This is a genomic window from Ancylobacter sp. Lp-2, assembly GCF_020523795.1.
GTDB lineage: Bacteria > Pseudomonadota > Alphaproteobacteria > Rhizobiales > Xanthobacteraceae > Ancylobacter.
On the sequence record NZ_JAJALI010000006.1, the window covers coordinates 252,263 to 275,508 of the forward strand.

The following is a 23,246-nucleotide window of genomic DNA, read 5'->3' on the forward strand; positions in this document are numbered from 1 at the left end:
CGGCCGAGGTCTGACCATGACAGGACGTTTCGAGCCGCTCGATTCCGGCACCGTGCCGCGCTACGCCGGCATCCCCACCTTCATGCGGCTGCCGCAGGCCGAGCCGGCCGAGGTCGACATCGCCCTCCTCGGCATTCCCTATGACGGCGGCGCCACCAACCGCGTCGGCACCCGCCACGGGCCGCGTGAGATCCGCAACCAGTCGAGCCTGATGCGCCGCGTGCATCACGTCACCGGCTTGTCGCCCTATGACCGCGCCCGCATCGCCGATTGCGGCGACGTGCCGTTCGACCCGATGGACCTGATGCGCACGCTCGACCTCATCTCCGCGCATTATGCCGGGGTGAAGGCGGCCGGCGCGCTGCCGCTGACCGCCGGCGGCGACCACCTCGTCTCGCTGCCGATCCTGCGCGGGCTGGCAGCGGACGGGCCGGTCGGCCTCATCCAGTTCGACGCCCATTCCGACACCTATGACAGCTTCTTCGGCGGCAGCCGCTACAATCACGGCACGCCGTTCCGCCGCGCCATCGAGGAAGGGCTGGTCGACCCGAAGCGCTTCGTGCAGATCGGCCTGCGCGGCGCCATCTCCGACGCCGGCAATTACGACTTCGCCACCGCCGCCGGCGTGCGGATCATCTTCATCGAGGAGTTCGTCGAGCGCGGCGTCGCCGACGTCATGGCCGAAGCGCGCGCGATCGTCGGCGACAAGCCGACCTATGTCACCTTCGACATCGACTGCATCGATCCCTCGCAGGCTCCCGGCACCGGCACGCCGGAGATCGGCGGCTTCTCCACCCGCGAGGCGCAGCAATTGGTGCGCAAGTTGGAAGGGCTGAACCTCATCGGCGCCGACCTCGTCGAGGTCGCCCCGCCGCTCGACCCCTCCGGCCTCACGGCGCTGACCGGCGCCACCATCTTCTTCGAGCTGCTCTGCGTGCTCGCCGGCGTCGTTGACGCGAAAGGAAGCAAGTGATGGCCCACGGTTATGAAGGCGGCCGGCTCGACCTGCCCTTCGTCGGCATCTGCACCTTCGGCAAATACCCGCTCGAACTCGACTGGTCGAAGATCGACGCCGACGTCGCCGTGCTGGGCGCCCCGTTCGATCTCGGCACCCAGTGGCGCACCGGCACCCGCACCGGGCCGCGCGCCATCCGCGAGGCCTCGACGCTGTTCTCCTTCGGCCATGCCGGCGCCTATGACCACGAGGACGACGTCACCTATCTCGCCGCCGAGACCACCCGCATCGTCGACATCGGCGACGCCGACATCGTCCACACCGACACGCTGCAGAGCCACGCCAACATCGAGGCCGGCGTGCGCGCCATCCTGAAGGCCGGCGCGCTGCCGGTGGTGCTGGGCGGCGATCATTCGATCAACATCCCCTGCATCAACGCCTTCTCCGACGAAGAGCCGATCCACATCGTGCAGTTCGACGCGCATCTCGACTTCGTCGACGAGCGCCACGGCGTGCGCTTCGGCCACGGCAACCCGCTCCGCCGCGCGGCCGAGAAGGACTATGTGACCGGCCTCACCCAGCTCGGCATCCGCAACGTCTCCTCCACCGCCCGCGAAGGCTACGAGGCGGCGCGGGCCATGGGCTCGGACATCCTCAGCGTGCGGCAGATCCGCAAGCTCGGCACGGAGGCGGTGCTGGCGCGCATACCCGCGGGCAAGCGCTACTACGTCACCATCGACATTGACGGCTTCGACCCGTCGATCGCTCCGGGCACGGGCACGCCGAGCCATGGCGGCTTTGCCTATTACGAGGTGCTGGAACTGCTGGACGGGCTGACCAAGCGCGGCACGGTGGTCGGCATCGATCTCGTCGAGGTCGCTCGCGAATATGATCCCGGCGGCGTCACCGGCATATTGGCGGCGCAGGTGCTGCTGAACTTCATCGGCCGCATCCTGCACAACCGCACCGCCTGACGGACACGCGGCACGCGCCGGCTCTTGAACTCGGGCTCTCGCGCCCGATTTCCTCTCATCGAAGCGACGCGGGGGGTGGCCTCCCGCGCCGGGGCGGTGCCATGATGCGCCGGGATCGTGAACGAGAGAGACACATATGAGCGACCACAGCACCAGCAATGACGTGCCCTCCAACGCCAAGAAGGTCGCCATCGACCTGCTCAACAGCAATGTTGCGTCATCGATCGACCTCGCGCTCGCCACCAAGCAGGCGCACTGGAACCTGAAGGGGCCGCAGTTCATCGCCGTGCACGAGATGCTGGACGGCTTCCGCACCCAGCTCGACGACCACGTCGACACCATGGCGGAGCGCGTGGTGCAGCTGGGCGGCACCGCGCTCGGCACCACCCAGGTCGTCGCCAAGACCACCTCGCTCGAGGCCTATCCGACCGACATCTACAAGGTGAAGGACCATCTCGGGGCACTGATCGAGCGCTACGCCAAGGTGGCCAACACCGTGCGCAAATCGATCGACGAGGCCGACGAAGCCGGCGATGCCACCACCGCCGACATCTTCACCGCCGCCTCGCGCGACCTCGACAAGGCGCTGTGGTTCCTCGAGGCCCACGTCCAGGAACCCGCCTGAGTCTAGATCCGCCTGAGCCGAGGCCGGGTTCAACCCGGCGCGAATCTTCCTCGAACAGCTGCGGCCGGGCCGGAATTATTCCGGTCAGGCCGTGGCTTTTCGACGTAATTCCGTGGCAATGAAAAATGCGGCGGCGGACGGCGCGGGCCGCGATGGGCGTTGCGGCGCAAGGAAACCGGGAGGCACCGGGGCCACTACTTGGCCGAAATCTCCGGTGTGCAAGCTAACGTTGCACCTCTCCTCATATTTGTCTTTTTCCTATCAGCATTTAGGATCCAATGGCTAAAGAATCGGTCCGGCGCCTTGCGGGTCTGCTGGAAAACAGCTGTATTGCGTTGGAAAGTGGGGGGACAGTATCGCATGGCAGGTAACGCGGCTTCGTCCGGCAAATCGCCGGAGAACGAGTTCGATCGCGACCTCATGCCCCCGGAGAACTCCGATGCGGGCGATCCGGTCATCACCCATCTCGAGATCGCCCGGCTGATCGAGCGGGCCCACCGGCGCTTCCTCGACCTTCTGCGCATGGAGCTGACCCGGCTGTCGACCGACGACATCAGCCCCTCGCAGGTCATGCTGCTGTTCACCATCGGCGCGGACGAGCTGTCGGTGCGCGACCTCTTGGAGCGTGGCCACTATCTCGGCTCCAACGCCTCCTACAATCTCAAGCAGCTGGTCGATGCGGGCTATGTGAACCGCACCGCCTCGCAGCGCGACCGGCGCTCGGCGCGGCTCAAGCTGACGCCGAAGGCGGTCGATCTGTGCGATCGCATCCGCGCGATCCACGATCAGGTGCACCGGCAGACCACCCGCGACGACGCGGATTCCCGCGACCTCGTCACCGCCTACAACGTGCTGCGCAAGCTTGAAATGTTGTGGACGGGCTCGCTGCGCTACGGCGAGGGCGCCTAAGGCTTCGCCCTCCCCTCCCATTGCCACCGACAGCAAAAAGGGCGCCGAGGCGCCCTTTTTCTTTTTCCGCCGCAGGCCGGATCCGTCAGGTGATGACGTCCGGCGCGCTGCGGCCGGTACGGCCCTCGATGTCCGGCAGGCTGCGCGAGATGGCGATCAGGTCGGCCAGCGCCGCCTGTGTCTCCAGCGCGTGCTTGCCGGCGTCCGGCTCGAAGCGCTCGATATAGACGCGCAGCGTCGCCCCGGCCGTGCCGGTGCCGGACAGGCGGTAGACGATGCGCGAGCCGTCGGTGAAGAACACCCGCACGCCCTGCTTGGTCGTCACCGAGCCGTCGACCGGATCGTGATAGGCAAAATCATCGGCCTTCTCGACCGTCAGCCCGCCGAAGCTCTGCCCCGCCAGCCCGTCGAGGCGGCCGCGCAGATCGGCCATCAGCCCGTCGGCGGCGGCGCTGTCGACCTCCTCATAGTCGTGGCGGGTGTAGTAGTTGCGGCCATAGGTCGCCCAGTGCTCCCGGACGATCTCGGCGACGCCCTGGCGGCGGGCGGCGAGGATGTTGAGCCACATGAGCACCGCCCACAGCCCGTCCTTCTCGCGCACATGGCTGGAGCCGGTGCCGGCGCTCTCCTCGCCGCAGACGGTGGCGAGGCCGGCATCGAGCAAATTGCCGAAGAACTTCCAGCCGGTCGGCGTCTCGTAGCTCTTGATACCCAGCTTCTCGGCAACGCGATCCGCCGCGCCCGAGGTCGGCATGGAGCGGGCGATGCCGGCGATCCCCGCCTTGTAGCCCGGCGCCAGATGCGCGTTGGCGGCGATCATGGCGAGCGAATCCGACGGGGTGACGAACTGGCCGCGCCCGATGATCAGGTTGCGGTCGCCGTCGCCGTCCGAGGCCGCGCCGAGGTCGGGCGCCTTGTCGGACATCAGGAGGTCGTAGAGATCCTTGGCGTGGACGAGGTTCGGGTCCGGGTGATGCCCGCCGAAATCCGGCAGCGGCACGAAATTGATCACCGTGCCGTCCGGCGCGCCGAGCTCGCCTTCCAGGATCGCCTTGGCGTAGGGGCCGGTCACGGCGCTCATGGCGTCGAAGCGCATGGAAAAGCCGCCGGCGAACAGGTCGCGAATGGCGCCGAAGTCGAACAGCGAGCCCATCAGCTCGGCATAGTCCTCGACCGGGTCGATGACGTCGACCACCATGTCCTCGACGCGGGCGATGCCGGCCACGTCGAGGTCGATGTCGTCAGCGTCGGAGATCTTGTACGCGGCGATGGTCTTGCTGCGCTCGAAGATCGCGTCGGTGATGCGCTCCGGGGCCGGCCCGCCATTGCCGATATTGTACTTGATGCCGAAATCGCCGTGCGGGCCGCCGGGATTGTGGCTGGCCGAGAGCACGATGCCGCCGAAGGCCTCGTGCTTGCGGATGACGCAGGAGGCGGCCGGCGTCGACAGGATGCCGCCCTTGCCGACCAGCACGCGGCCGAAGCCGGCGGCGGCGGCCATCTTGATCACCGTCTGGATCGCTTCGCGGTTGAAGTAGCGCCCGTCGCCGCCGACGACGAGCGTTTCTCCCTCAAAGTTCTCCAGGCTGTCGAAGACCGACTGGACGAAATTCTCGACATAGTTCGGCTGCTGGAAGACGGGCACCTTCTTGCGCAGGCCGGACGTGCCCGGCTTCTGCCCGTCGAAGGGCGTGGTGGCGACGGTACGGATCATTTTACCCCCAGAGACGCTACTTCGCGGAAACGCCAAGCACGGTGAGATGCTGCAAGAGTCCGGCCGAGGAGCCGCTCAGCGAGGGCGGCGCAACGCCGCTCTCCACCGCCGGCATCAAGGTGTCGGCCAGTTCCTTGCCGAGCTCGACGCCCCATTGGTCGAAGCTGTTGATGTCCCAGATCGCCCCTTCGACGAACACCCGGTGCTCGTAGAGCGCGATGATGCGCCCGAGCGCGTAGGGGTCGAGAATGCCATAGGCCAGCGTCACCGAGGGTCGCGAGCCGGGGAACACCCGGTGCGGGGCCAGGCGGTCGGCCTCGGCCGGCGCCACGCCCTTGGCGGTGAGCTGGTCGCGCGCCTCCTCCAGCGTGCGCCCGCGCATCAGCGCCTCGGATTGGGCGAGGCAGTTGGCCATCAGCATGGTGTGGTGGCGTTCGAGGCCCGGCTCGTGCCCGCGCGCGGCGATCAGGAACTCGACCGGCACCGGGCTGGTGCCCTGGTGGATCAGCTGGAAGAAGGCGTGCTGGCCGTTGGTGCCCGGCTCGCCCCACACCACCGGCCCGGTGTCGTGGGACACCGGCTTGCCCTCGCGGGTGACGCGCTTGCCGTTGCTCTCCATGTCGAGTTGCTGGAGATAGGCCGGCAGCCGGGCGAGGTGCTGGTCGTAGGGAATGACCGCGCGGGTGGCGTAGCCGCAGATGTCGCGATGCCAGATGCCGGTCAGCGCCAGCAGCACCGGCAGGTTCTCCTCCAGCGGCGCGCTGGCGAAATGCGCGTCGAGATCGGCCGCCCCGTCGAGGAAGGAGCGGAACGCCTCGCCGCCAATGGCGATCATCAGGGGCAGGCCGACCGCCGACCAGATCGAATAGCGCCCGCCGACCCAGTCCCAGAAGTCGAAGATTCGGTCGGAGGCGATGCCGAATGCCGCCACCTTGTCGAGCGCCGTCGACACGGCGGCGAAATGCGAGCCCACCGCCTTCTCCCCCAGCGCCCCGGCGAGCCAGGCGCGGGCGGAGTGCGCATTGGCCATCGTCTCCTGGGTGGTGAAGGTCTTGGAGGCGACGATGAACAGCGTCGTCTTCGGATCCAGCGACTTCAGCGTGTCGTAGAGATGCGCGCCGTCGACATTGGAGACGAAATGCAGGCGCGGCCCGTCATGGTAGGGCGCCAGCGCCAGCGTCGCCATCGCCGGACCCAGGTCGGAGCCGCCAATGCCGATGTTCACCACGTCGGTGAAGCGCTCGCCACCCTCACCGGTCACCGTACCGGCCCGTACGCCCTCGGCGAAGGCGCCCATGGCGGCGAGCACGCCCTCGACCTCCGGCATGACGTCCTGCCCGTCGACGAGCACCACCTCGCCCGCGCGCCGGCGCAGCGCGGTGTGCAGCACGGCGCGATCCTCGGTGATGTTGATCCGCTCGCCCGACAGCATGGCGTCGCGCTTGGCCTCGACCCCCGCCGCACGGGCGAGGTCGAACAGCAGGGCGCGGGTGGTGTCGGTCAGCGAGGTCTTGGAATAGTCGAGGAGCAGGTCGCCGAAGCGCAGGGAAAAGCGAGAGAAACGATCGGGGTCGGCGGCAAACAGGCTGGCAAGGGTTGCGTTGGCTTCCCCAGCGCGATGTTCGGCAAGCGTCGTGAAAATCCGGTCGACGTCGGCGCTCATAAATATCTCCGGCTCTGGCAATGGGAGACAGCCTACGATGTAGGCGTGAGGCTGTCCTTTACCGCTTCAATCAATTGCTTCAGCGTAAATGGCTTCGGCAAAAAGCCGAAATCCGCACCTTCGGGCAGGTTCTTGGCAAAAGCCTCCTCGGCATAACCCGACATGAAGATGACTTTTATGTCGGGATACGAGACCTGCAATTCCCGCAGCAGGCTCGGACCGTCCATTTCCGGCATCACGACGTCGGAAAGGACCAGTTGCACCGCCTTGCCGTGCTCCTCCATCACCTCCAGCGCCTCGATGCCCGAGCCGGCTTCCAGCACCTGGTAGCCGCGCGAGACCAGCGCGCGGGCGGCGAAGGCACGCACCGCTTCCTCGTCCTCGACCAGCAACAGCGTGCCGCGTCCGGTGAGATCGGCCGGCTTGGCCGCCACCTCCGGCTCGGCGACCTTGACCGGCACCTCGTCCACCGCCGGCACATGGCGCGGCAGGAAAACGCGGAACACCGTGCCGCGCCCGGGTACGCTCTCAAGGTCGATGGTGCCACCGGTCTGCTTGACGATGCCGTACACCGTCGACAGGCCGAGGCCGGTGCCCTTGCCGACCTCCTTGGTGGAGAAGAACGGCTCGAAGATCTTGTCGATGATGTCAGCCGGAATGCCGGTGCCGGTATCGGCCACCTCGACCAGCACGTGGTCGGCCTCCGGCAGGCCAGCGCGGGCGTATTGCGCCGTCTCCCCGGCCCTCACATTGGCGGTGCGGATGCTGAGCGTGCCGCCGTCCGGCATGGCGTCGCGGGCATTCACCGCCAGGTTGACGATCACCTGCTCGAACTGGTTGAGGTCGGCCTTCACCGGCCACAGGCCGCGCCCTTCCTTGACTTCCAGCTTCACCCGCTCGCCGAGCAGGCGGCGCAGCAGCATGGAGAGGTCGCTCATCACGTCGCCGAGGTTCAGCACCTGCGGGCGCAGCGTCTGTCGGCGCGAGAAGGCGAGCAACTGGCGCACCAGCCCGGCGGCGCGGTTGGCGTTCTGCTTGATCTGCATCACGTCCTGGAAGGACGGGTCGGTCGGGCGCGCATTGGCGAGCAGCAGGTCGGAATAGCCGATGATGGCGGTGAGCACGTTGTTGAAGTCGTGCGCCACTCCGCCGGCGAGCTGGCCGACCGCCTGCATCTTCTGGCTCTGCGCGAACTGGGCTTCCAGCGTGCGCTGCTCGGTGGTCTCGGTGGCATAGACGATGGCCGCCTCCGCCTCCTCGCCGCCGTCCTCGACCGGGGCGAGGTAGAAGCGGGCCGAGCGGGCCGCGTCGCCGGCGAAGCCGACATCCACCGGGCCGGGCGGCGCCTGGCCGGTGAGCACCTGCTCCAGCGCCACCACCAGCGCCGGACGCGAGGCATCGGCGGCGGCCTCGACCAGCCGGCGCGCCTGCCCGGTGTCGCCGCTGCCGAAATGGCGGGCGAACATGGCGTTGGCGCGCACGATCCGCCCCTTGCGGTCGATGGTGGCGATGGCGATCGGCGAATTGTGGAAGAAACGGGCGAAGCGCACCTCCGCCGCCCGCAGCGGATCCGCCTCGTTGTCGGCACGGGAGCGGTTCACCACCAGGGTGCGCGAGGCGCCCGGCGTGCCGTCGGCGGCGAAGGAAACCCGATGCCACATGCGCACCGGCAGCCGCTGGCCGTTCTTGCGCTTGAGATCGAGATCGAACACCTCGGTGCGCACGCCGCCGGGCATCGGCATCATGCCGGTAAGCAACGCGGCGGACGGACCCGGCACGATATCGGCGACGGTCAGCCCGCCCGGCCCGAACTCGGCGAGGTCGTAGCCCAGCCAGTCGACCAGCGTGGCGTTGATGTAGTGGATCGCCCCGCCCGCCGCCGAGAAGAAGCCCGCCGGCGCGTGGTCGAGATAGTCGATGGCGTGCTGCAGCTCGAGGAAGGCGGTTTCCTGCCGCTCCCGCTCGCGGGTGAGGTCGGTCACCGTCCAGATCACGGTGCGGCCCGGCGCCGGGCGGGCGCCGAGCTTCAGCCAGCGGACCGGCGTGCCGGATGGCCCGGCGATGCGCACCTCTTCGGAAACCGCCCGCCCCTCGCGCACGCCCTGCGCGAGGCGATAGACCGCCTCGGAGGCATCGGGATCGGTGGTGAACAGCCGCTCGATCGGACGGGCATCGTCCATGGAGGCCGCGCCGGTGACGGCGAGATAGCTGGCATTGGCGTGCAGCACCCGCCCGAGCGAATCGACGAGGCTCATGCCCTCCGGTGCACTGTCGACGATGCGGCGGGCCAGTTCGTCGGACGGGTCGGGCATGCCGAAGCGCAGCAGCCCGGCGGCATAGGCGAACAGCGCGAAGACGCCGATCACCGCCAGCGCGCTGAGCAGGCCGACGATCCAGGGGTCGGCGTTCTCCCGCCCCAGCAACAGCAGCGACACCACCGCGCCGACGAGCGCCAGCGCGACCGCCAGCACCAGGCGGATGCTGCCGCCGATTTCGCGACGGTCGAGAGGGTGATCGTCGGGTCCGCTGCCTGCCATGTCCATGCCAGAAGCCGTCCTGCATCCGCAGCCCCAAGGGTACCGCCGGCGCGCCGGAAGGCGAGTCACTGATTCCCCTTGGTGCCCGAGCGCGCCGACAGGGGCAAGGGTGGATTTGGCGACGTACCGGATTTGCCCCAATTGCGAACGGGTTCACCTGTAGGCTTCAGCTGATCCGGAACCAGCGGAAGGGTTGCCGCCGGCCCGGTTCCGCTCCAGAAAGAGGCACGATGCCATCGGAAGCCGCGCACCGGCACCCCTGGCACCACGGAGACAAGCTTTATGTTCGACACGCTCTTCGCCAATGGCAGCCTGACCGGCACCGGCGTTCTCGCCGCCATCGGCATCGGCCTCGTCCTTCTGGTGGTGCTGGTGATCCGGCTCGGCCGCCGCGGCCGCCATCGTCATTCCGGCGTGGGCGGCCACCGGCTGGCGGTGCTCGACCAGGTGGCGATCGACGAGACACGCCGGCTGGTGTTGATCCAGCGCGACGACGTCCAGCACCTCGTCATTCTCGGCGGCGGCAGCGATTTCCTGGTGGAGGCCGGTATCGGCCGTGCGGCCGCGCGACAGGCCGCCCCGCCGGAGCCGGCCCCGATCGCCGAGCGCGCCCGTCCCGTCGCGGCGGCGGCCCCGGCGCCCCGCCCGCCCGTGCCGGCACGCGAGGAGCCGCCGGTCGCGGCTGCTCCCGCGCCCGCCGCGCCCAAGCCTGTGGTAACGCCCGTGGCGGCTACCGTGGCGGCGCCAGTCATCGCGGCTCCCGCCGCCGTGCCGCCCCGGCCGGCCGAGCCGCCGGTGCCAGTGCCGGTGCTCGACGCGACCGGCATCGAGGCAGAAACCGCCTTCGTCGAGGAGACCAGCGCCGCCCGGCCGGCGGGTGGCACCCGGCGCGTGGCGGTAAAGCTCGATCCGCATTTCGCCGGCATGGTCGACCAGCTGGAGGCGACGCTGCGCGGGCCTGCAGCTGCCCCGGAGGCCCCGAGCCGCGCCGCGCCTCAGGAGACGCCGTCCCGCGCTGTGCCGCCGGTCGCCTCGGCCGAGCCTGCCGACGAGGCGCCGCGCGCGGCCGCGCCGCCGGTGCAGCCGGCCCAGCGCCCCGCCGTCGACCCCGATTTCGAGAACGAGATGGCCAGCCTGCTCGGCCGCAATCGTCGCTCCTAGAAATCCATCTGTGGAAAAGCAAAGAGCGGCCCGCCGACAGGACGGGCCGCTCTTTTTTAACGGCTTACACGGGAGCGCGGATCAGTCGTCGCGATAGACGCGCTCGCGGCGCTCGTGACGTTCCTGGGCTTCGATCGACAGTGTCGCGATCGGCCGGGCCTCGAGGCGCTTCAGCGAGATCGGCTCGCCGGTTTCCTCGCAATAGCCGTAGCTGCCGTCGTCGATGCGTTCCAGCGCGGCGTCGATCTTGGCGATCAGCTTGCGCTGGCGGTCACGGGCCCGCAGCTCGATGGCGCGGTCAGTTTCGGAAGAGGCCCGGTCGGCGATGTCCGGGTGATTCTGGTTTTCGTCCTGGAGATGCTGAAGGGTTTCCTTCGCCTCGCGCAGGATGTCGTCCTTCCACTGCAGCAGCTTGTGGCGGAAATATTCCCGCTGCCGCTCATTCATGAAAGGCTCGTCCTCGCGGGGGCGATATTCCTCGTCGATGACTACCGACATCGGCCTTCGTCCTCGTGTTGCAGGGTATGCCCCTTTCGGGCGCAGCTTATAGCGTTCCAAACGGCACCGTACAACCGTCCTGATTGTCATCCACACGACATGAAATGGCGGATTTTTCAGCAGCTTGCGCGGAAATTGCGGGCAGCCCTCCCGCCCTGCGACGCTTGGCCCGCAACAAGTCGCGCCCGGACCGCAACCATGCGAGCCGGGACGCCCCCATGCGATTCGAAGGACTTCCGCCGGTGTCACCCCACCGCGCCGGACGGCGGCGAACGTCTCCCTCGCAGGGGAGCGCGCCGCTGGTCGGCCGAAAGGCAGCGAAATACCAGGAGGACCGTCTTGGCGGCGAAAACGGCCGAAGCACCCGCCCCCGGCTGCTTGAGACTATACCGGCTGTGACACCCTCGCGCGGCCGGTGGGCGGACCGTTCTGCGCCTCTGCGTCCCCCCAACCATATGACTGTGGACGACCCGCCCGTCCGGAGCGGCCAACGCGGCGGATCGAGCGCTTCGCCATCATGGCGCGTCACGACGATAGCTGCCGCACAAACGAAAAATCCCGCCCGGCGGCAACGCGGGGCGGGACTTGATCAGGCTCGGCGGCGCCCGAAAGGGCGCCAGTCTCACTGGAAGCCGAGGAAGAAGGTATAGGACAGCGAGACGCCGGCCTGGAACTGGTTGCGGTCGCCGTTCTGCACCACAAGCGGGCTGTCGGCGGCGTCGCCGGTCAGATACTCGTATTCGGCGAACACCGAACCGGTCCAGTTCGGGTTGAAGCGCTTCATCACCTGGCCGCCGACACCCACCGAATAGATGCCGCCCCCGGCCTGGTAGGGCGCGAGGTTGTTGCCGAGCGCGGTCGCCGCGGCCGACTGCTCCGGCGTGATGCCGAAATAGGTGTCGACGAAGCCGGAGCTGGCCAGCTTCAGGCGCGGGCCGCCGGAGATGGTGAGCTCGCCCCATTCCGGTGCGAAATGGATGGCGTCGAGCGCGAAGTCGGCCACCACGCCGTCATAGCCGCCAAAGCCGTAGCGCACCTCGGTGCGGAAGCGCAGCCAGTCGAGCGGGTAGAACTGCAGATAGCCGCCGACTTCGAACGCATAGTCGATGTCGCCGAGGCCGCGCAGATTGGACGAATCGCCCTCGTCGCGCTTCCAGACCATGTTGGCGACCGGACCGAGCTCGAAGGTGCCGACATTGAACAGCGCGATGCTCGGGCTGTCGTTGAAGCTGCTGAAGCGGCTCAGCTCGTTGGCGCGGTCGATGCTGATGATCGGCATGAAGCCGAACTCATAATCGCCGGAGCCCAAATATTCAGGCTGCGCCATGACATAGCCGCCCAGCGTCAGCGTCCACTGACGATCGGTGGGCGTCTCCGTCTGGATGGTCACCGGCTGAACGGCGGACAAATCAGCCGCCTGCGCCAGCGTCGCGAATCCCAGCACACCCGCCGCGACTGCCAGTCCCGTCACACCGATCGACCGCATTTACCCAACCCTATGCCCGCGTTGCAGTCCGTTCATAGCTCAGCCTAGCCGAACTTTGGTTGCGGAAAAGTCACTTAACGGAAGTCGTTTGTCACAATACCACAAGGACGGGCAATCGGCCGGACGGCGCCTATATAGGTGCGGCGTCCTCTTTCCGGGTTCGGGTTCTCGCCATGCTGCGTCTGATGTTGTTCCGACACACCAAGTCCGACTGGCCCGCCGGGGTCGCTGATCGCGAGCGCCCGCTCGCGCCGCGCGGCCGCAAGGCAGCGCCGATCATGGGCAGCTACATGGTGAGCACCGGCCTCACGCCCTCGCAGGTGCTGGTCTCCCCGGCCCGCCGCACGCTGGAGACATGGGCGGCGGCCTGCGACGCCTGGGCCTCGCCACCCGTAACCACCTATGAGGAGGCGATCTACGAGGCCGCCCCCGAAATGCTGCTCGACGTCATCCGCCGCCGCGGCAACGGCTCTCCCCTCATGCTGGTCGGCCACAACCCCGGCCTCGAATCGCTCACCGCCCGGCTGGTGTCGTCCGCCGACCGTGCCCGGCTGCCGGTGAAGTTCCCGACCGGCGGGCTGGCGGTCATCGACCTGCCGGCGGAGAGTTGGGCCGCCGTCACGGCCGGCAGCGGCACGCTGGAGCGTTTCGTCACCCCGCGCGGCGTCGCCGAGGAGGACTGACCCGTTGCCGTCCTGGTACGAATCGCTGGTGGAGGAGGCCCGGCTCGCCGCCCTCACCCTGCTCGACCGCGCCGAGGAGCTGGCCAATCCCACATTGCGGCTCGGCATCACCGGCCTGTCGCGGGCCGGCAAGACGGTGTTCACCACCGCCCTCGTCCATGCGCTGATGCGCGGCGAGCGGATGCCGGTGTTCCGCGCCATGCATGAAGGCCGCATCGCCCGCGCCAGCCTCGAACCGCAGCCGGACGACGCGGTGCCGCGCTTCGACTATGAGGGCCATCTCGCCACGCTGGTGGACGAACGCCGCTGGCCGGAATCCACCCGCCGCATCAGCGAGCTGCGCCTCGTCGTCGATTACGCGCCCGCGCGCGGCGGCAAGCGCAGCCTGACCCTCGACATCCTCGACTATCCCGGCGAATGGCTGCTCGACCTGCCCCTGCTCGGCCAGTCCTATGCCGATTTCGCCGCCCAGAGCCTCAACCTCGCTCGCGCGCCAGCCCGCGCGCCGCTCGCCGCCCCGTTCCTCGCCGCGCTAGCCGCCACCGCGCCGGAGGTGCCGGCGGACGAGGCGCAGGCGCGCCAGCTCGCCGCGCTGTTCACCGATTATCTCGCCGCCTGCCGCGCCGAAGCGGTGTCGATGAGCCTGCTGCCGCCCGGCCGTTTCCTGATGCCCGGCGACCTCGAAGGCTCGCCCGCCCTCACCTTCGCGCCGATCGACCTGTCGCCGGGAGCCGAGGCCCCGCCCGGCTCGCTGCACGCCATGATGGCGCGGCGCTTCGAGGCCTATAAGGAACGGGTGGTCCGCCCGTTCTTCCGCGATCACTTCGCCCGGCTCGACCGGCAGATCGTGCTCATCGACGTGCTGGCCGCGCTCAATGCCGGCCCGGCGGCGCTGGCCGATCTCGAAGCGGCGCTCGACGGCATCCTCGCCGCCTTCCGCATCGGCCGCGACAGCTGGCTCGGCGCCCTGTTCCGCCACCGCATCGACAAGGTGCTGTTCGCCGCTACCAAGGCCGACCATCTGCACCATGCCAGCCATGACCGGCTGGAGGCGATCCTGCGCCGCCTCGTCGAGCGGGCGCTCGCCCGCGCCGAGAGCACCGGCACCGAGATCGACGTGGTGGCGCTCGCCGCCGTGCGCGCCACCCGCGAGGCCAGCGTCAAGCGCGGCCGGACGACGATGCCCGCCATCATCGGCGTACCGGAAGCCGGCCAGCACGGCGCCGACGCCTTTGACGGCCTCGCCGAGGCCGCCGTGTTCCCCGGCGACCTGCCGGACAACCCGGCCGCGCTGTTCGACCCGACGCTCGGCTTTCGCGGCCTGTCGGATGCCGAGGGCGGCGATTTCCGCTTCCTGCGTTTCCGGCCGCCTTTGGTGATGCGCAATGCCGAGGGCGTTCCTCTCGCTTTGCCGCATATCCGGCTCGATCGCGCCCTCGACTTCCTGCTCGGCGATAGGCTGAGGTGACCATGACCGACAAATCCCCCGCGAGCGGGCATCGCCGCCCGCAAGCCTTCCGCCTCGACGACCCCGATGTCGTGGTGGCCGAGGACGGCCGCCCGGCGCCGCGCGGCGCCATCGTCGTCACGCCGAGCCTCGCCGTGCCGGAGGCCGAGGAGACCCCGCCGCTGCCGGCCCCGCCGCCGTCCGCCTCGCGCTGGACGACGCTGTTCTGGAGCGGCCTGGGTGGCCTGGTCTCACTCGGGCTCGGCCTCGCAGTCTCCAAGCTGATCGAGGACCTGTTCGCCCGCGCGGACTGGCTCGGCTATACTGGCCTTGCCTTCGCGGCGCTGTTCGTCGTCGGCGCCCTCGCCATTCTCGGGCGCGAACTGTTCGGCCTGATGCGGCTGCGCACCCTCAACGCGCTGCGCGAGCAGGCGGCGGAGGCAATCGCCAAGGACGACCGTAAGCAGGCCGAGGCGGTGACGCGCGAGCTCATGGCGCTGGCCAAGACCTCGCCCCGCCTGTTCCGCGCCCGCACCGAGCTTGCCGGCCATCTCGACGCCATCATCGACGGCGCCGATCTGGTGCGCCTCACCGAGCGCCATCTGATGGCACCGCTGGACAGCGAGGCGACGCGGCTGGTGTCGGACGCCGCCAAGCGCGTCTCCGTCGTCACCGCCGTCTCGCCACGCGCGGCGGTCGACCTCATTTTCGTGCTGCTGACCGCGGTCAGCCTCGTGCGCCGGCTTGCCCTGCTCTATGGCGGAAGGCCCGGCGCTCTCGGCATGTTCCGGCTGTTCCGCCAGGTCATCGCCCATCTCGCCGTCACCGGCGGCATGGCGGCGGGCGACTCCCTCCTACAGCAGCTGGTCGGCCACGGCATCGCCGCCAAGCTGTCGGCCCGGCTCGGTGAAGGCGTGGTGAACGGCCTGCTCACCGCCCGGCTCGGCCTCGCCGCCATCGAGGTGACGCGGCCGCTGCCCTTCGCCGCCCTGCCGGCGCCGGCGCTGTCGGACGTCGCCTCCGGGCTGATCGCCCGCAAGGACAGCGAAAAAGACGAGCCGAAACAAGGTTAACGAAGCGCTACGTGAATCAGGATGCGAGCTCCGCCCCGCCGTCGCACACCGCGACGACGCCCCGTGAAATCCGTGGACTTTCAGCAGGATCGGCCGGCGAGCGGAATCCGCTTCTGACCGCTGTCGACGGCCGCGATGCCATCCGGCCGGCCACGTCGATCACGCCGCCGACCCGCGTGAACCGCTGCATGAGGCCGTTGAATCGCCCTCTGCGGAACCATCCGCAACCCACTGACGCGACTCGAACAATGGCCGGCGCCACCTCAGCCTGCCCTGATGCTGACATCGCTCGGCATCGGAGGCAACGGCCGTCACGCGCGTGCATCGCCCCGGGCGCCTCTCCGGCGACCACGCGGCGCCCGCCCTCTCGCGAACCGGTGGTGCGATGCCGCACGCAAAGACGGCCCCGTCAGGCGCATCCGCCCGACGTGACCGTCTCATTCAAGGGCTGCTCGGCGCCAACGGGCGGTCGAACCAACGCGCCCGGCCTCACCGTAAAGGTGCCGTCCTCACCCCTGATGGCTGGGCGTGCGTACCACGAGGCCGTCCAGCGCGTCGGTGATCTTGATCTGGCAGGAGAGGCGCGACGTCGGCTGAACGTCGGAGGCGAAATCCAGCATGTCCTCTTCCATCGGCCCCGGCTCGCCCACCGTCGCGACCCAGGCATCGTCGACATAGACATGGCAGGTGGCGCAGGCGCAGGCGCCGCCGCATTCGGCGTCGATCCCGGGCACGCCGTTGCGGATCGCCGCCTCCATCACCGTGGAGCCGACAGGCGCATCCACCGCCCGCTCGGTGCCGGCAGCGTCGATAAAGGTGATTTTCGGCATGGCAAACCGTTCGTAGAAAAAGAACAAATTCAGGCTAGGCAGCCTTGATAGACTCGCCGGCGGGCGAAAGCCAGCCGTCGGACCCTTCGTCCTGCGTAGGGTATGCTGCGGCGCAATGCTTTGAAAACAATGCGTTAACGGGCATGGTGAACAGGCCGTTAACGATAACCTCAATCAGCCGATTAACCCCAGTTCCATTTTCTTATCCCACAAGCGTAGGATACGGGTGCGGTGAACTGACGTTCCGATAAGGGTTTTCGGCCTATTTGCCTGAACCCTTGGGGGGCGGCAGGACCGCATACCCCGGCACGGCGGCGCAAGCCGTTCGGAGTTGCGTAAGGACCGGAGGCGACAGCCTATGTCGACGAGCACGAAGAAGGTGCATCAGGATCCCGCCGAAGCGGCGCTTTCGGCGATCGAGGAGGCCCTGAGCCTTGACCTCGCCGAGGAAGAGGCACGCACCAGGCCAGCGGACGCCGCCCACGCGGCACCCGAGGGGTCGGATCCATCGCGGACGGAGACCGCCGAGGTCGCCGACGCCGCGACGCACGAGCACGTCGACCTGCCGCCGGCCCGCGACCCCGATGGTCCGCGGATCGAGGAGCGTTTGCGCGAGGAGTTCGACGACACCTTCGATTTCGACGCCGAAGGCTCACTCACGCGCGACGTCGAGCTTGGCGATTTCGATACGTCCCTGTCCGAGCCCGATGACGAGCCGGTGGCCACCCGCCTCGGCCCGCCCCCGATCCTCGATATTCCGCGCCCGGACTTCTCCGAGCCGGCGCCCGCGGCACGCATCGCCGCCCGCACCGACGCCACGCCGACCGTCGCCGCGGGTCCGCGCGCGGCGAACGACGACCGCCAGTCCATCGGCCAGCTGCTGGCGGCGCTGCAGCGTCGCCCCTCCGCCACGCCCTATTATCTCGCCGCCGGCGCCTCGGCCGCCTGGATCGCGGCCGGCGGCTTCCTCGCCACCTCGGCCTTCCGTGGCAGCGGGCTCGACCTGTCGCAGATGCTGACCTCGCCCGCCGCGCTCGCGGTGGCGGCGGGGCTGATCATTCCGCCGGCCTTCTTCTTCTCGCTGGCGGCGATGTCGCGCCGCATGCAGGAGATGCGGATCGTCGCCCAGTCGATGGCTCAGGTCGCCATGCGGCTTGCCGAGCCGGCCGCCGCGCCGGCCCCCGTCGCCGAGGCGCCCCAGCCGGCGCGCTTCCAGTCGCCGCTGCCGGCGATCGACGAAGAGATCCAGCGCAACCTCAGCCGGGCCGGCGAGCTCGAGACCCTCGTACGCTCCGAGGTTGGCGAGCTCGAACGCGCCTATGAGGCGAACGAGACCCGCATGCGCCAGCTCATCGAGCGGCTGCAGGGCGAGCGCGAAATGGTGCTCTCGCACGCCGAGCACATCCGCGAGGCCATCGCCGCCGCGCATTTCTCCTTCACCCACGAGGTCGACGGGGTCAGCGAGCGCATCAACACCACCGTCTCCGAGGCCGCCGACCGCGTCACCGCCACCCTGTCCGACAAGGGCGAGAACATCACCCTGGCGCTTGGCCGCGTCGGCGATACCATCATCGACGCCCTGTCCGACAAGGGCGGCGACCTGATCGATCGCCTCCAGTCCACCGGTGCCGACGTCAACTCCAACCTGTCCACCGCCAGCGACAAGCTGATTTCGACCCTCTCCATCCAGACCGACGAGATCAGCACCCGCCTGTCCGGCATCACCGGCGAGCTTGCCACCACCCTGACGAGCCGCACCGACGAGATCGGCGACCGGCTGATGCGCACCGCCAGCGAACTCGCTGACGTGGTGACCAGCCGCACCGACGAGATGGGCGCCAAGCTCACCGCCACCACGCTCAACCTCACCGAGACCCTGACCACCCGCTCCAACGACATCAGCGATGCGCTGGTCGGCACCGGCACCCGCCTTGCCGACGAGATTGCGGTGCGTGCCAGCGAGGTCAATCAGACGCTGAAGAGCACCGGCGACTCGCTGGTACTCGACCTGTCGGTGCGCGGTGGCGAAGTGGTGCGCAAGCTGGAAGAGACCGGCTCGCGCGTCGCCGACACCATCACCGTGCGCGGCGACGACCTCGCCGACCGCATCGCCGACACCAGCAATCGCATCTACGACACCATCGCGGTGCGCGGTGGCGACCTCGAGCGTTTGCTCGGCGAAACCGGCGAGCGGGTCGTCCATCAGATCACCCTCGCCAGCGCCGGCGTGCACGACACGCTGGCGGCTTCCGTCGAGCAGTTCGGCCAGGATCTCGCCCAGCGCGGCGGCGCGATGAGCCAGCAGCTCTCTTTGGTCGGGACCGAAGTGTCCCAGACCATCGCCCAGCGCAGCGAGACCGCCGACCGGCAGTTCCGCGAGAACACCGAAGCCGCCATCTCCTCGCTCGCCTCGCACAGCGACGAGGTCCGCGATCTGCTCACCTCGCGTATCAAGGCTATCGAAGAGACCCTCTCGGTCCGCGGCAACGAGCTCGCCGACCGTATCGGCTCCGATACCGCCCTGCTCGGCCGCCAGATCACCGACGGCCTGCGCGATTTCGACACCGTCCTGCAGACGCACGGCTCCGACATCGTCGAGCGGATCACCGAACGGGTCGAAACCATCTCCCGGGCGATGGACGCCAACCTCACCGGCTTCGACGATCAGGTCTCCGCCAAGACCGAGCAGGTCACCACCGCTCTCGACCAGCGCCTCGCCAACATCGAAGGCGTGCTCGACCGTGGCCTCGAGGGGCTGAACGACACGCTGTCGGGCCGCACGGTGGAATTCGCCAAGACCCTGGCCGACGGCGCCCAGCTCGCCACCGAGGCGATGGACAAGTCGCTGGGCACGCTGGACGGCTTCTTCGCCGACCGCGCGCGCCAGGTCACCGACGCGCTCACCGAGCGCCTGGACTCGGCGGCGCGTACCCTCACCGACGGCGCGAACTCCGCTAATGACGCCATGAACCAGTCGCTGGCGGTACTGAACGGCTTCTTCGAGGAGCGGACCCGCGGCGTCACCGAAGAGATCGGCCAGCGGATCGAGCTCGTCGACCGTACGCTTGCCGGCCACTCGCGCGACATCGCCGAAGTGCTCGACGTCCGCGTCAACCGTTTCGAGGAGACCATCGTCGGGCGGCTGGAAAGCGTCGCCACCTCGGTCGAGGTGCGGGGTGCGGCCATGGCCGACCTGCTCGGCCAGCGCATCGGCGCCGTTTCCGGCCAGCTGCGCGGCGAGGCGAGCGACATCGAGCAGAACCTCACCGCCCTCATCGACAATGTCAGCCGCACCTTGGCCGACCGCGCCGGCGATGTCGCCTCGCTGTTCGACACCCGCACCGAGGAGATCGGCCGCCTGCTCGACGAGCGCGGCAACGGCCTGCTCGCGGCGCTGGAAGACCGCACGGTCGGCATCACCAGCGAGATCGGTCGCACCTCGAACGAGATGCTCGCGGCCATCGACGACCACCGCGACACGCTGGCACAGGCTCTCGACCGCACCCGTACCGGGGCGGTGGAAGAAATATTGCGGGCCAGCGAAGAGCTGCTGCAGACGCTGGAATCGCGCTCGGGCGTCATTGTTTCCGCCTTCGAGGTGGCCACCAGCGACCGCTCCGACCAACTCATCCGCGTCAGCGACGAAGTGCTCAGTGCGGTGGAAGCCCGCACCATCGGCCTGCTCGACGCCTTCCAGCGCTCGACCGCCGGTGCAGCCGGCGACATGGCGCGGGTCGGCGACGACCTGATTTCCAACCTGCGCAACCAGAGCGGCGAAGTCGTCGCCGCCCTGCAGCAGGCTGGCGGCCAGCTGACCGACGAGCTCGCCCGCAACTCCGCCAGCCTGGTGAGCGATATCGATGGTCGCAGCGCCCAGTTGGTGGACGTGCTGCGCCAGTCGAGCGACGTCACCTCCGCCGAATTCCTGCGCCTCACCGAGCAGTTCGTGCGCGAGCTCGACGAGCGTGGCGGCACCATCGTCGACACCGCCCGCCAGACCGCCGAATTCGCCGCCGCCGAGCTTGCCCGTGTCGGCGAGGACTTCGCCGTCTCGCTGGACGGACGCGGCGAGGCCATGGTCAGCGCGGCCCGCCAGACCGCCGAGGCTGCGACCTCCGAGCTGTCCCGCGTCAGCGACGAATTCGTCGCCTCGCTCGACGGGCGTGGCGAGGCCATGGTCAGCGCGGCCCGCCAGACCGCCGAGACCGCGACCTCCGAGCTGTCCCGCGTCAGCGACGAGTTCGTCGCCTCGCTCGACGGACGTGGCGAAGCCATGGTCCAGGTGGCCCGGCAGACCGCCGAAGCCGCAGCGACCGAACTCGCCCGGCTCAGTGACGAGCTGGTGCAGGCGCTGGATGGTCGCAGCGAGGCCATCGTCGATGCCGCGCGCCAGACCACCGACTATGCCTCGGCCGAGCTCGCCCGCGTCAGCGAAGCCTTCTTGGGTTCGATCGACGGACGCGGCGAGGCCATTGTCGGCGCCGCTCGCCAGACGACCGAATACGCCGCCGCCGAGCTCGCCCGCATCGGCGAGGAACTGACCGGTACCCTCGACGGCCGCGGCAACGCCATCGTCGACGCCGCCCGCCAGGCCGCCGAGTTCGCCTCCTCCGAGCTGGTCCGCATCGGTGAGGAACTGGCCGGCACCCTCGACGGCCGTGGCAACGCTGTGGTCGATGCCGCCCGCCAGACGGCGGAAACCGCCGCCGCTGAACTCGCCCGCATCAGCGAGCAGCTGGTGAGCGATCTCGACGGTCGCGGTGGCGCCATCGTCGACGCCGCCCGCCAGACCGCCGAATTCGCCTCCTCCGAGCTGGCGCGCCTCAGCGACGAGATCACCACCACCCTCGACGGGCGCGGCGCCGGCATCGTCGACGCGATCGCGGAGAGCGGCCGCACCGCGCTGGCGGAGATCGCCGCCACCAAGGAAGCGCTGCACGGCGACATGGTCGGCCTGCTCGACCGGCTCGGCGACGTCAACGTCCAGCTTCAGGACGTGCTCGCCGGTTCCACCTCCAACCTCGTGGAAATCGAGAACGCGATCTCCGCGCGGCTGGAGAGCTTCCGCTCCACCGTCACCAACCTTGAGGAGACGAGCCAGCTCGCCTCCGGGCGGATGGATGAGCAAATCCGCGAGCTGCGCTCGGTCGCGACCGACGTGCTGCAGGACGTCGCCACCCTCAGCCGCACCTTCACCGAGCAGGCCGGCATCATCACCGATGTCGCCGGCGCCCTCGGCTCGGCGCACAGCACGCTGGACGAGACCCTCGGCGGTCGCCACGAGGCGCTGCTCACCCTCGCCGACACGCTGAAGGCCCGCACCGGCGAGATCGACGGCACGCTCGCCGACTACGCTCGCGCGCTCGACGACACCTTCGCCCGTGCCGAGAGCCGAGCCGCCGAGCTAGCCCGCAGCATCGTCGAGAGCGCCACCTCCTCCACCGACGCGGTCGTCACGCAGCAGGAGAAGCTGCGCAAGACCGTCGAGGCGGAACGCGAGCGCACCCTCGCCGACCTCCACCACACCTATGAGCAGGCGGTGGGCGAGGTCAGTGAACTGATGGCCAAGGCGCATGAGAGCTTCACCGGCACCGCCGACGAGCTGCGCCGCTCGGCCAACGATATCCAGGGCCTCCTGGAGAACACCCGCGAGGAGCTGAAGCGCGGCATCCTCGTGCTGCCGGAGGAGACCGAGGCGAGTGCCGCCACGCTGCGCCGCACGGTGAGCGACCAGATCAAGGCGCTCGCCGAGCTCAACGACATCGTCGCCCGCCATGGCCGGGCGCTCGACATCGACACGGGCGGGCGCGGCCGCCAGCCGGCGCCGGCGCCCGCACCGGCTGCCGCTCGCCCTGCCGAGCCCCCGCGCCGCCCGGAGCCGATCCGCGCCGAGACGCCGCGTCCGGCGACCGTCCGTCCCGAGGCGCCGCGCTACGAGCCGGCTCCGCGTCCCTCGACGACGACGCCTCCAGCCCGTCCTCAGGCGCCTGCCGCCGCCCAGCCTGCCCGCAAGCCGACGCCCGCGCCGGCTCAGCCTGTGGCACGCCCCGCCGCTCCCGCGCCGGATGCGCAGAGCGGCTGGCTCTCCGAGCTGCTGGCCCGCGCCGACACCGAGGCGTCCGCACCGGCCCCGCGTACCCCGGCCCCTGCCCGCCCGGCCGAGCCGCGGCCGCGCCAGCCGGTCAATGAGCGGCCGGTGCAGCACACCATCGAATCGCTCGACTCGCTGTCGGTCGATATCGCCCGCATGATCGACCATGAGGCGGCGGTGGAGTTGTGGGAGCGCTACAAGCGCGGCGAGCGCAACGTGTTCACCCGCCGGCTCTACACCATGCAGGGCCAGCAGACCTTCGAGGAGATCCGGCGCAAGTACCGTCGCGACCTCGAATTCCGCGACACGGTGGACCGCTACATCCTGGAGTTCGAGCGGCTGCTCGAGCAGATCTCCCGCGACGAGCGGGGCCAGGCGCTGACCAACACCTACCTCACCTCGGATACCGGCAAGGTGTACACCCTCCTCGCCCACGCCGCCGGCCGATTCGACTGAGCGGCAAGCGCATCGCAAACATCGGAACGGGCGCCCTTGCGGCGCCCGTTGCCGTTTCGGGGACATCCTCCTCCTGTCGGAGGGAAACATCCGTTGGAGGCGCTCGACCCTGCCCTCGACCCGCGGGCTCCATTCGTCCGCCCT

Annotated in this window: 15 protein-coding genes; 9 read left to right on the forward strand and 6 right to left on the reverse strand. The window is 69.2% G+C overall.

Features of this window, described 5'->3' with window-relative positions:
• Window positions 1-16: 16 nt before the first annotated feature.
• The 4 genes from speB (LGR54_RS16630) (at window position 17) to LGR54_RS16645 (ending at window position 3,463) form a co-directional block, all read left to right on the forward strand.
• Window positions 17-973: an agmatinase gene (speB, locus tag LGR54_RS16630; protein ID WP_230363097.1), complete on the forward strand. Its 957-nt coding sequence runs from the start codon at window positions 17-19 to the stop codon at window positions 971-973.
• Window positions 973-1,929, forward strand: coding sequence for an agmatinase (gene speB / locus LGR54_RS16635; RefSeq protein ID WP_230363098.1), 957 nt, complete (start codon window positions 973-975; stop codon window positions 1,927-1,929). The genes speB (LGR54_RS16630) and speB (LGR54_RS16635) overlap by 1 nt, the downstream gene beginning before the upstream one ends.
• Before the next feature lie 136 nt (window positions 1,930-2,065).
• Entirely contained in the window at window positions 2,066-2,554 is a 489-nt protein-coding gene (gene dps, locus LGR54_RS16640) for a DNA starvation/stationary phase protection protein Dps (RefSeq protein WP_230363099.1), read from the forward strand.
• A gap of 360 nt (window positions 2,555-2,914) precedes the next feature.
• Window positions 2,915-3,463 carry a MarR family winged helix-turn-helix transcriptional regulator gene (locus LGR54_RS16645; RefSeq protein ID WP_230363100.1) on the forward strand — a complete coding sequence of 183 codons (549 nt, stop codon included), beginning with the start codon at window positions 2,915-2,917 and terminating at the stop codon, window positions 3,461-3,463.
• Window positions 3,464-3,548: 85 nt separating this feature from the next.
• On the opposite strand, the gene LGR54_RS16650 is transcribed toward LGR54_RS16645, so the two are convergent.
• Genes LGR54_RS16650 through cckA form a run of 3 tightly spaced genes read right to left on the reverse strand, consistent with a single transcriptional unit; the run spans window position 3,549 to window position 9,377 of the window.
• Window positions 3,549-5,177, reverse strand: coding sequence for an alpha-D-glucose phosphate-specific phosphoglucomutase (locus tag LGR54_RS16650; RefSeq protein ID WP_230363101.1), 1,629 nt, complete (start codon window positions 5,175-5,177; stop codon window positions 3,549-3,551).
• 16 nt (window positions 5,178-5,193) lie between these two features.
• Entirely contained in the window at window positions 5,194-6,840 is a 1,647-nt protein-coding gene (pgi, locus tag LGR54_RS16655; protein ID WP_230363102.1) for a glucose-6-phosphate isomerase, read from the reverse strand.
• A 32-nt stretch (window positions 6,841-6,872) separates the two neighbouring features.
• Complete coding sequence (gene cckA / locus LGR54_RS16660) at window positions 6,873-9,377, reverse strand: cell cycle histidine kinase CckA (protein ID WP_230363210.1); 2,505 nt, start codon at window positions 9,375-9,377, stop codon at window positions 6,873-6,875.
• A 282-nt stretch (window positions 9,378-9,659) separates the two neighbouring features.
• Here cckA and LGR54_RS16665 point away from each other — a divergent pair, with 282 nt between their 5' ends.
• Window positions 9,660-10,538 carry a flagellar biosynthetic protein FliO gene (locus LGR54_RS16665; protein ID WP_230363103.1) on the forward strand — a complete coding sequence of 293 codons (879 nt, stop codon included), beginning with the start codon at window positions 9,660-9,662 and terminating at the stop codon, window positions 10,536-10,538.
• Between the two features lie 81 nt (window positions 10,539-10,619).
• Here the strand turns inward: LGR54_RS16665 and dksA are convergent, their stop codons facing one another.
• Window positions 10,620-11,036 (reverse strand): RNA polymerase-binding protein DksA, encoded by a 417-nt coding sequence (gene dksA / locus LGR54_RS16670; RefSeq protein WP_214010431.1) that lies wholly within the window; start codon window positions 11,034-11,036, stop codon window positions 10,620-10,622.
• Window positions 11,037-11,658: 622 nt separating this feature from the next.
• The gene (locus tag LGR54_RS16675) at window positions 11,659-12,522 is read right to left on the reverse strand and encodes a MipA/OmpV family protein (RefSeq protein WP_230363104.1); all 864 of its coding nucleotides are present in this window, start codon (window positions 12,520-12,522) and stop codon (window positions 11,659-11,661) included.
• A 173-nt stretch (window positions 12,523-12,695) separates the two neighbouring features.
• Here LGR54_RS16675 and LGR54_RS16680 point away from each other — a divergent pair, with 173 nt between their 5' ends.
• From LGR54_RS16680 to LGR54_RS16690, 3 genes are read left to right on the forward strand one after another with little or no spacing between them, the layout of a single operon-like run.
• A complete protein-coding gene (locus LGR54_RS16680; protein WP_230363105.1) occupies window positions 12,696-13,205 on the forward strand; it encodes a histidine phosphatase family protein in 510 nt (169 codons plus the stop codon).
• A gap of 4 nt (window positions 13,206-13,209) precedes the next feature.
• A complete protein-coding gene (locus tag LGR54_RS16685; RefSeq protein ID WP_230363106.1) occupies window positions 13,210-14,673 on the forward strand; it encodes a YcjX family protein in 1,464 nt (487 codons plus the stop codon).
• Window positions 14,674-14,675: 2 nt separating this feature from the next.
• Window positions 14,676-15,725 carry a YcjF family protein gene (locus LGR54_RS16690; protein WP_230363107.1) on the forward strand — a complete coding sequence of 350 codons (1,050 nt, stop codon included), beginning with the start codon at window positions 14,676-14,678 and terminating at the stop codon, window positions 15,723-15,725.
• A gap of 509 nt (window positions 15,726-16,234) precedes the next feature.
• On the opposite strand, the gene LGR54_RS16695 is transcribed toward LGR54_RS16690, so the two are convergent.
• Window positions 16,235-16,555 carry a 2Fe-2S iron-sulfur cluster-binding protein gene (locus tag LGR54_RS16695; protein WP_230363108.1) on the reverse strand — a complete coding sequence of 107 codons (321 nt, stop codon included), beginning with the start codon at window positions 16,553-16,555 and terminating at the stop codon, window positions 16,235-16,237.
• A gap of 358 nt (window positions 16,556-16,913) precedes the next feature.
• On the opposite strand from LGR54_RS16695, the gene LGR54_RS25890 reads away from it, so the two are divergent.
• Window positions 16,914-23,102, forward strand: a complete 6,189-nt coding sequence (locus tag LGR54_RS25890; protein WP_304512004.1) for an apolipoprotein acyltransferase — start codon at window positions 16,914-16,916, stop codon at window positions 23,100-23,102.
• Window positions 23,103-23,246: the final 144 nt, after the last annotated feature.

Excerpts from the sequence above, each read along its gene's own strand:
- speB (WP_230363097.1), top strand. The coding sequence starts at position 17 with ATGACAGGACGTTTCGAGCCGCTCGATTCCGGCACCGTGCCGCGCTAC.
- speB (WP_230363098.1), top strand. The coding sequence starts at position 973 with ATGGCCCACGGTTATGAAGGCGGCCGGCTCGACCTGCCCTTCGTCGGC.
- dps (WP_230363099.1), top strand. The coding sequence starts at position 2,066 with ATGAGCGACCACAGCACCAGCAATGACGTGCCCTCCAACGCCAAGAAG.
- LGR54_RS16645 (WP_230363100.1), top strand. The coding sequence starts at position 2,915 with ATGGCAGGTAACGCGGCTTCGTCCGGCAAATCGCCGGAGAACGAGTTC.
- LGR54_RS16650 (WP_230363101.1), bottom strand. The coding sequence starts at position 5,177 with ATGATCCGTACCGTCGCCACCACGCCCTTCGACGGGCAGAAGCCGGGC.
- pgi (WP_230363102.1), bottom strand. The coding sequence starts at position 6,840 with ATGAGCGCCGACGTCGACCGGATTTTCACGACGCTTGCCGAACATCGC.
- cckA (WP_230363210.1), bottom strand. The coding sequence starts at position 9,377 with ATGGCAGGCAGCGGACCCGACGATCACCCTCTCGACCGTCGCGAAATC.
- LGR54_RS16665 (WP_230363103.1), top strand. The coding sequence starts at position 9,660 with ATGTTCGACACGCTCTTCGCCAATGGCAGCCTGACCGGCACCGGCGTT.
- dksA (WP_214010431.1), bottom strand. The coding sequence starts at position 11,036 with ATGTCGGTAGTCATCGACGAGGAATATCGCCCCCGCGAGGACGAGCCT.
- LGR54_RS16675 (WP_230363104.1), bottom strand. The coding sequence starts at position 12,522 with ATGCGGTCGATCGGTGTGACGGGACTGGCAGTCGCGGCGGGTGTGCTG.
- LGR54_RS16680 (WP_230363105.1), top strand. The coding sequence starts at position 12,696 with ATGCTGCGTCTGATGTTGTTCCGACACACCAAGTCCGACTGGCCCGCC.
- LGR54_RS16690 (WP_230363107.1), top strand. The coding sequence starts at position 14,676 with ATGACCGACAAATCCCCCGCGAGCGGGCATCGCCGCCCGCAAGCCTTC.
- LGR54_RS16695 (WP_230363108.1), bottom strand. The coding sequence starts at position 16,555 with ATGCCGAAAATCACCTTTATCGACGCTGCCGGCACCGAGCGGGCGGTG.
- LGR54_RS25890 (WP_304512004.1), top strand. The coding sequence starts at position 16,914 with ATGTCGACGAGCACGAAGAAGGTGCATCAGGATCCCGCCGAAGCGGCG.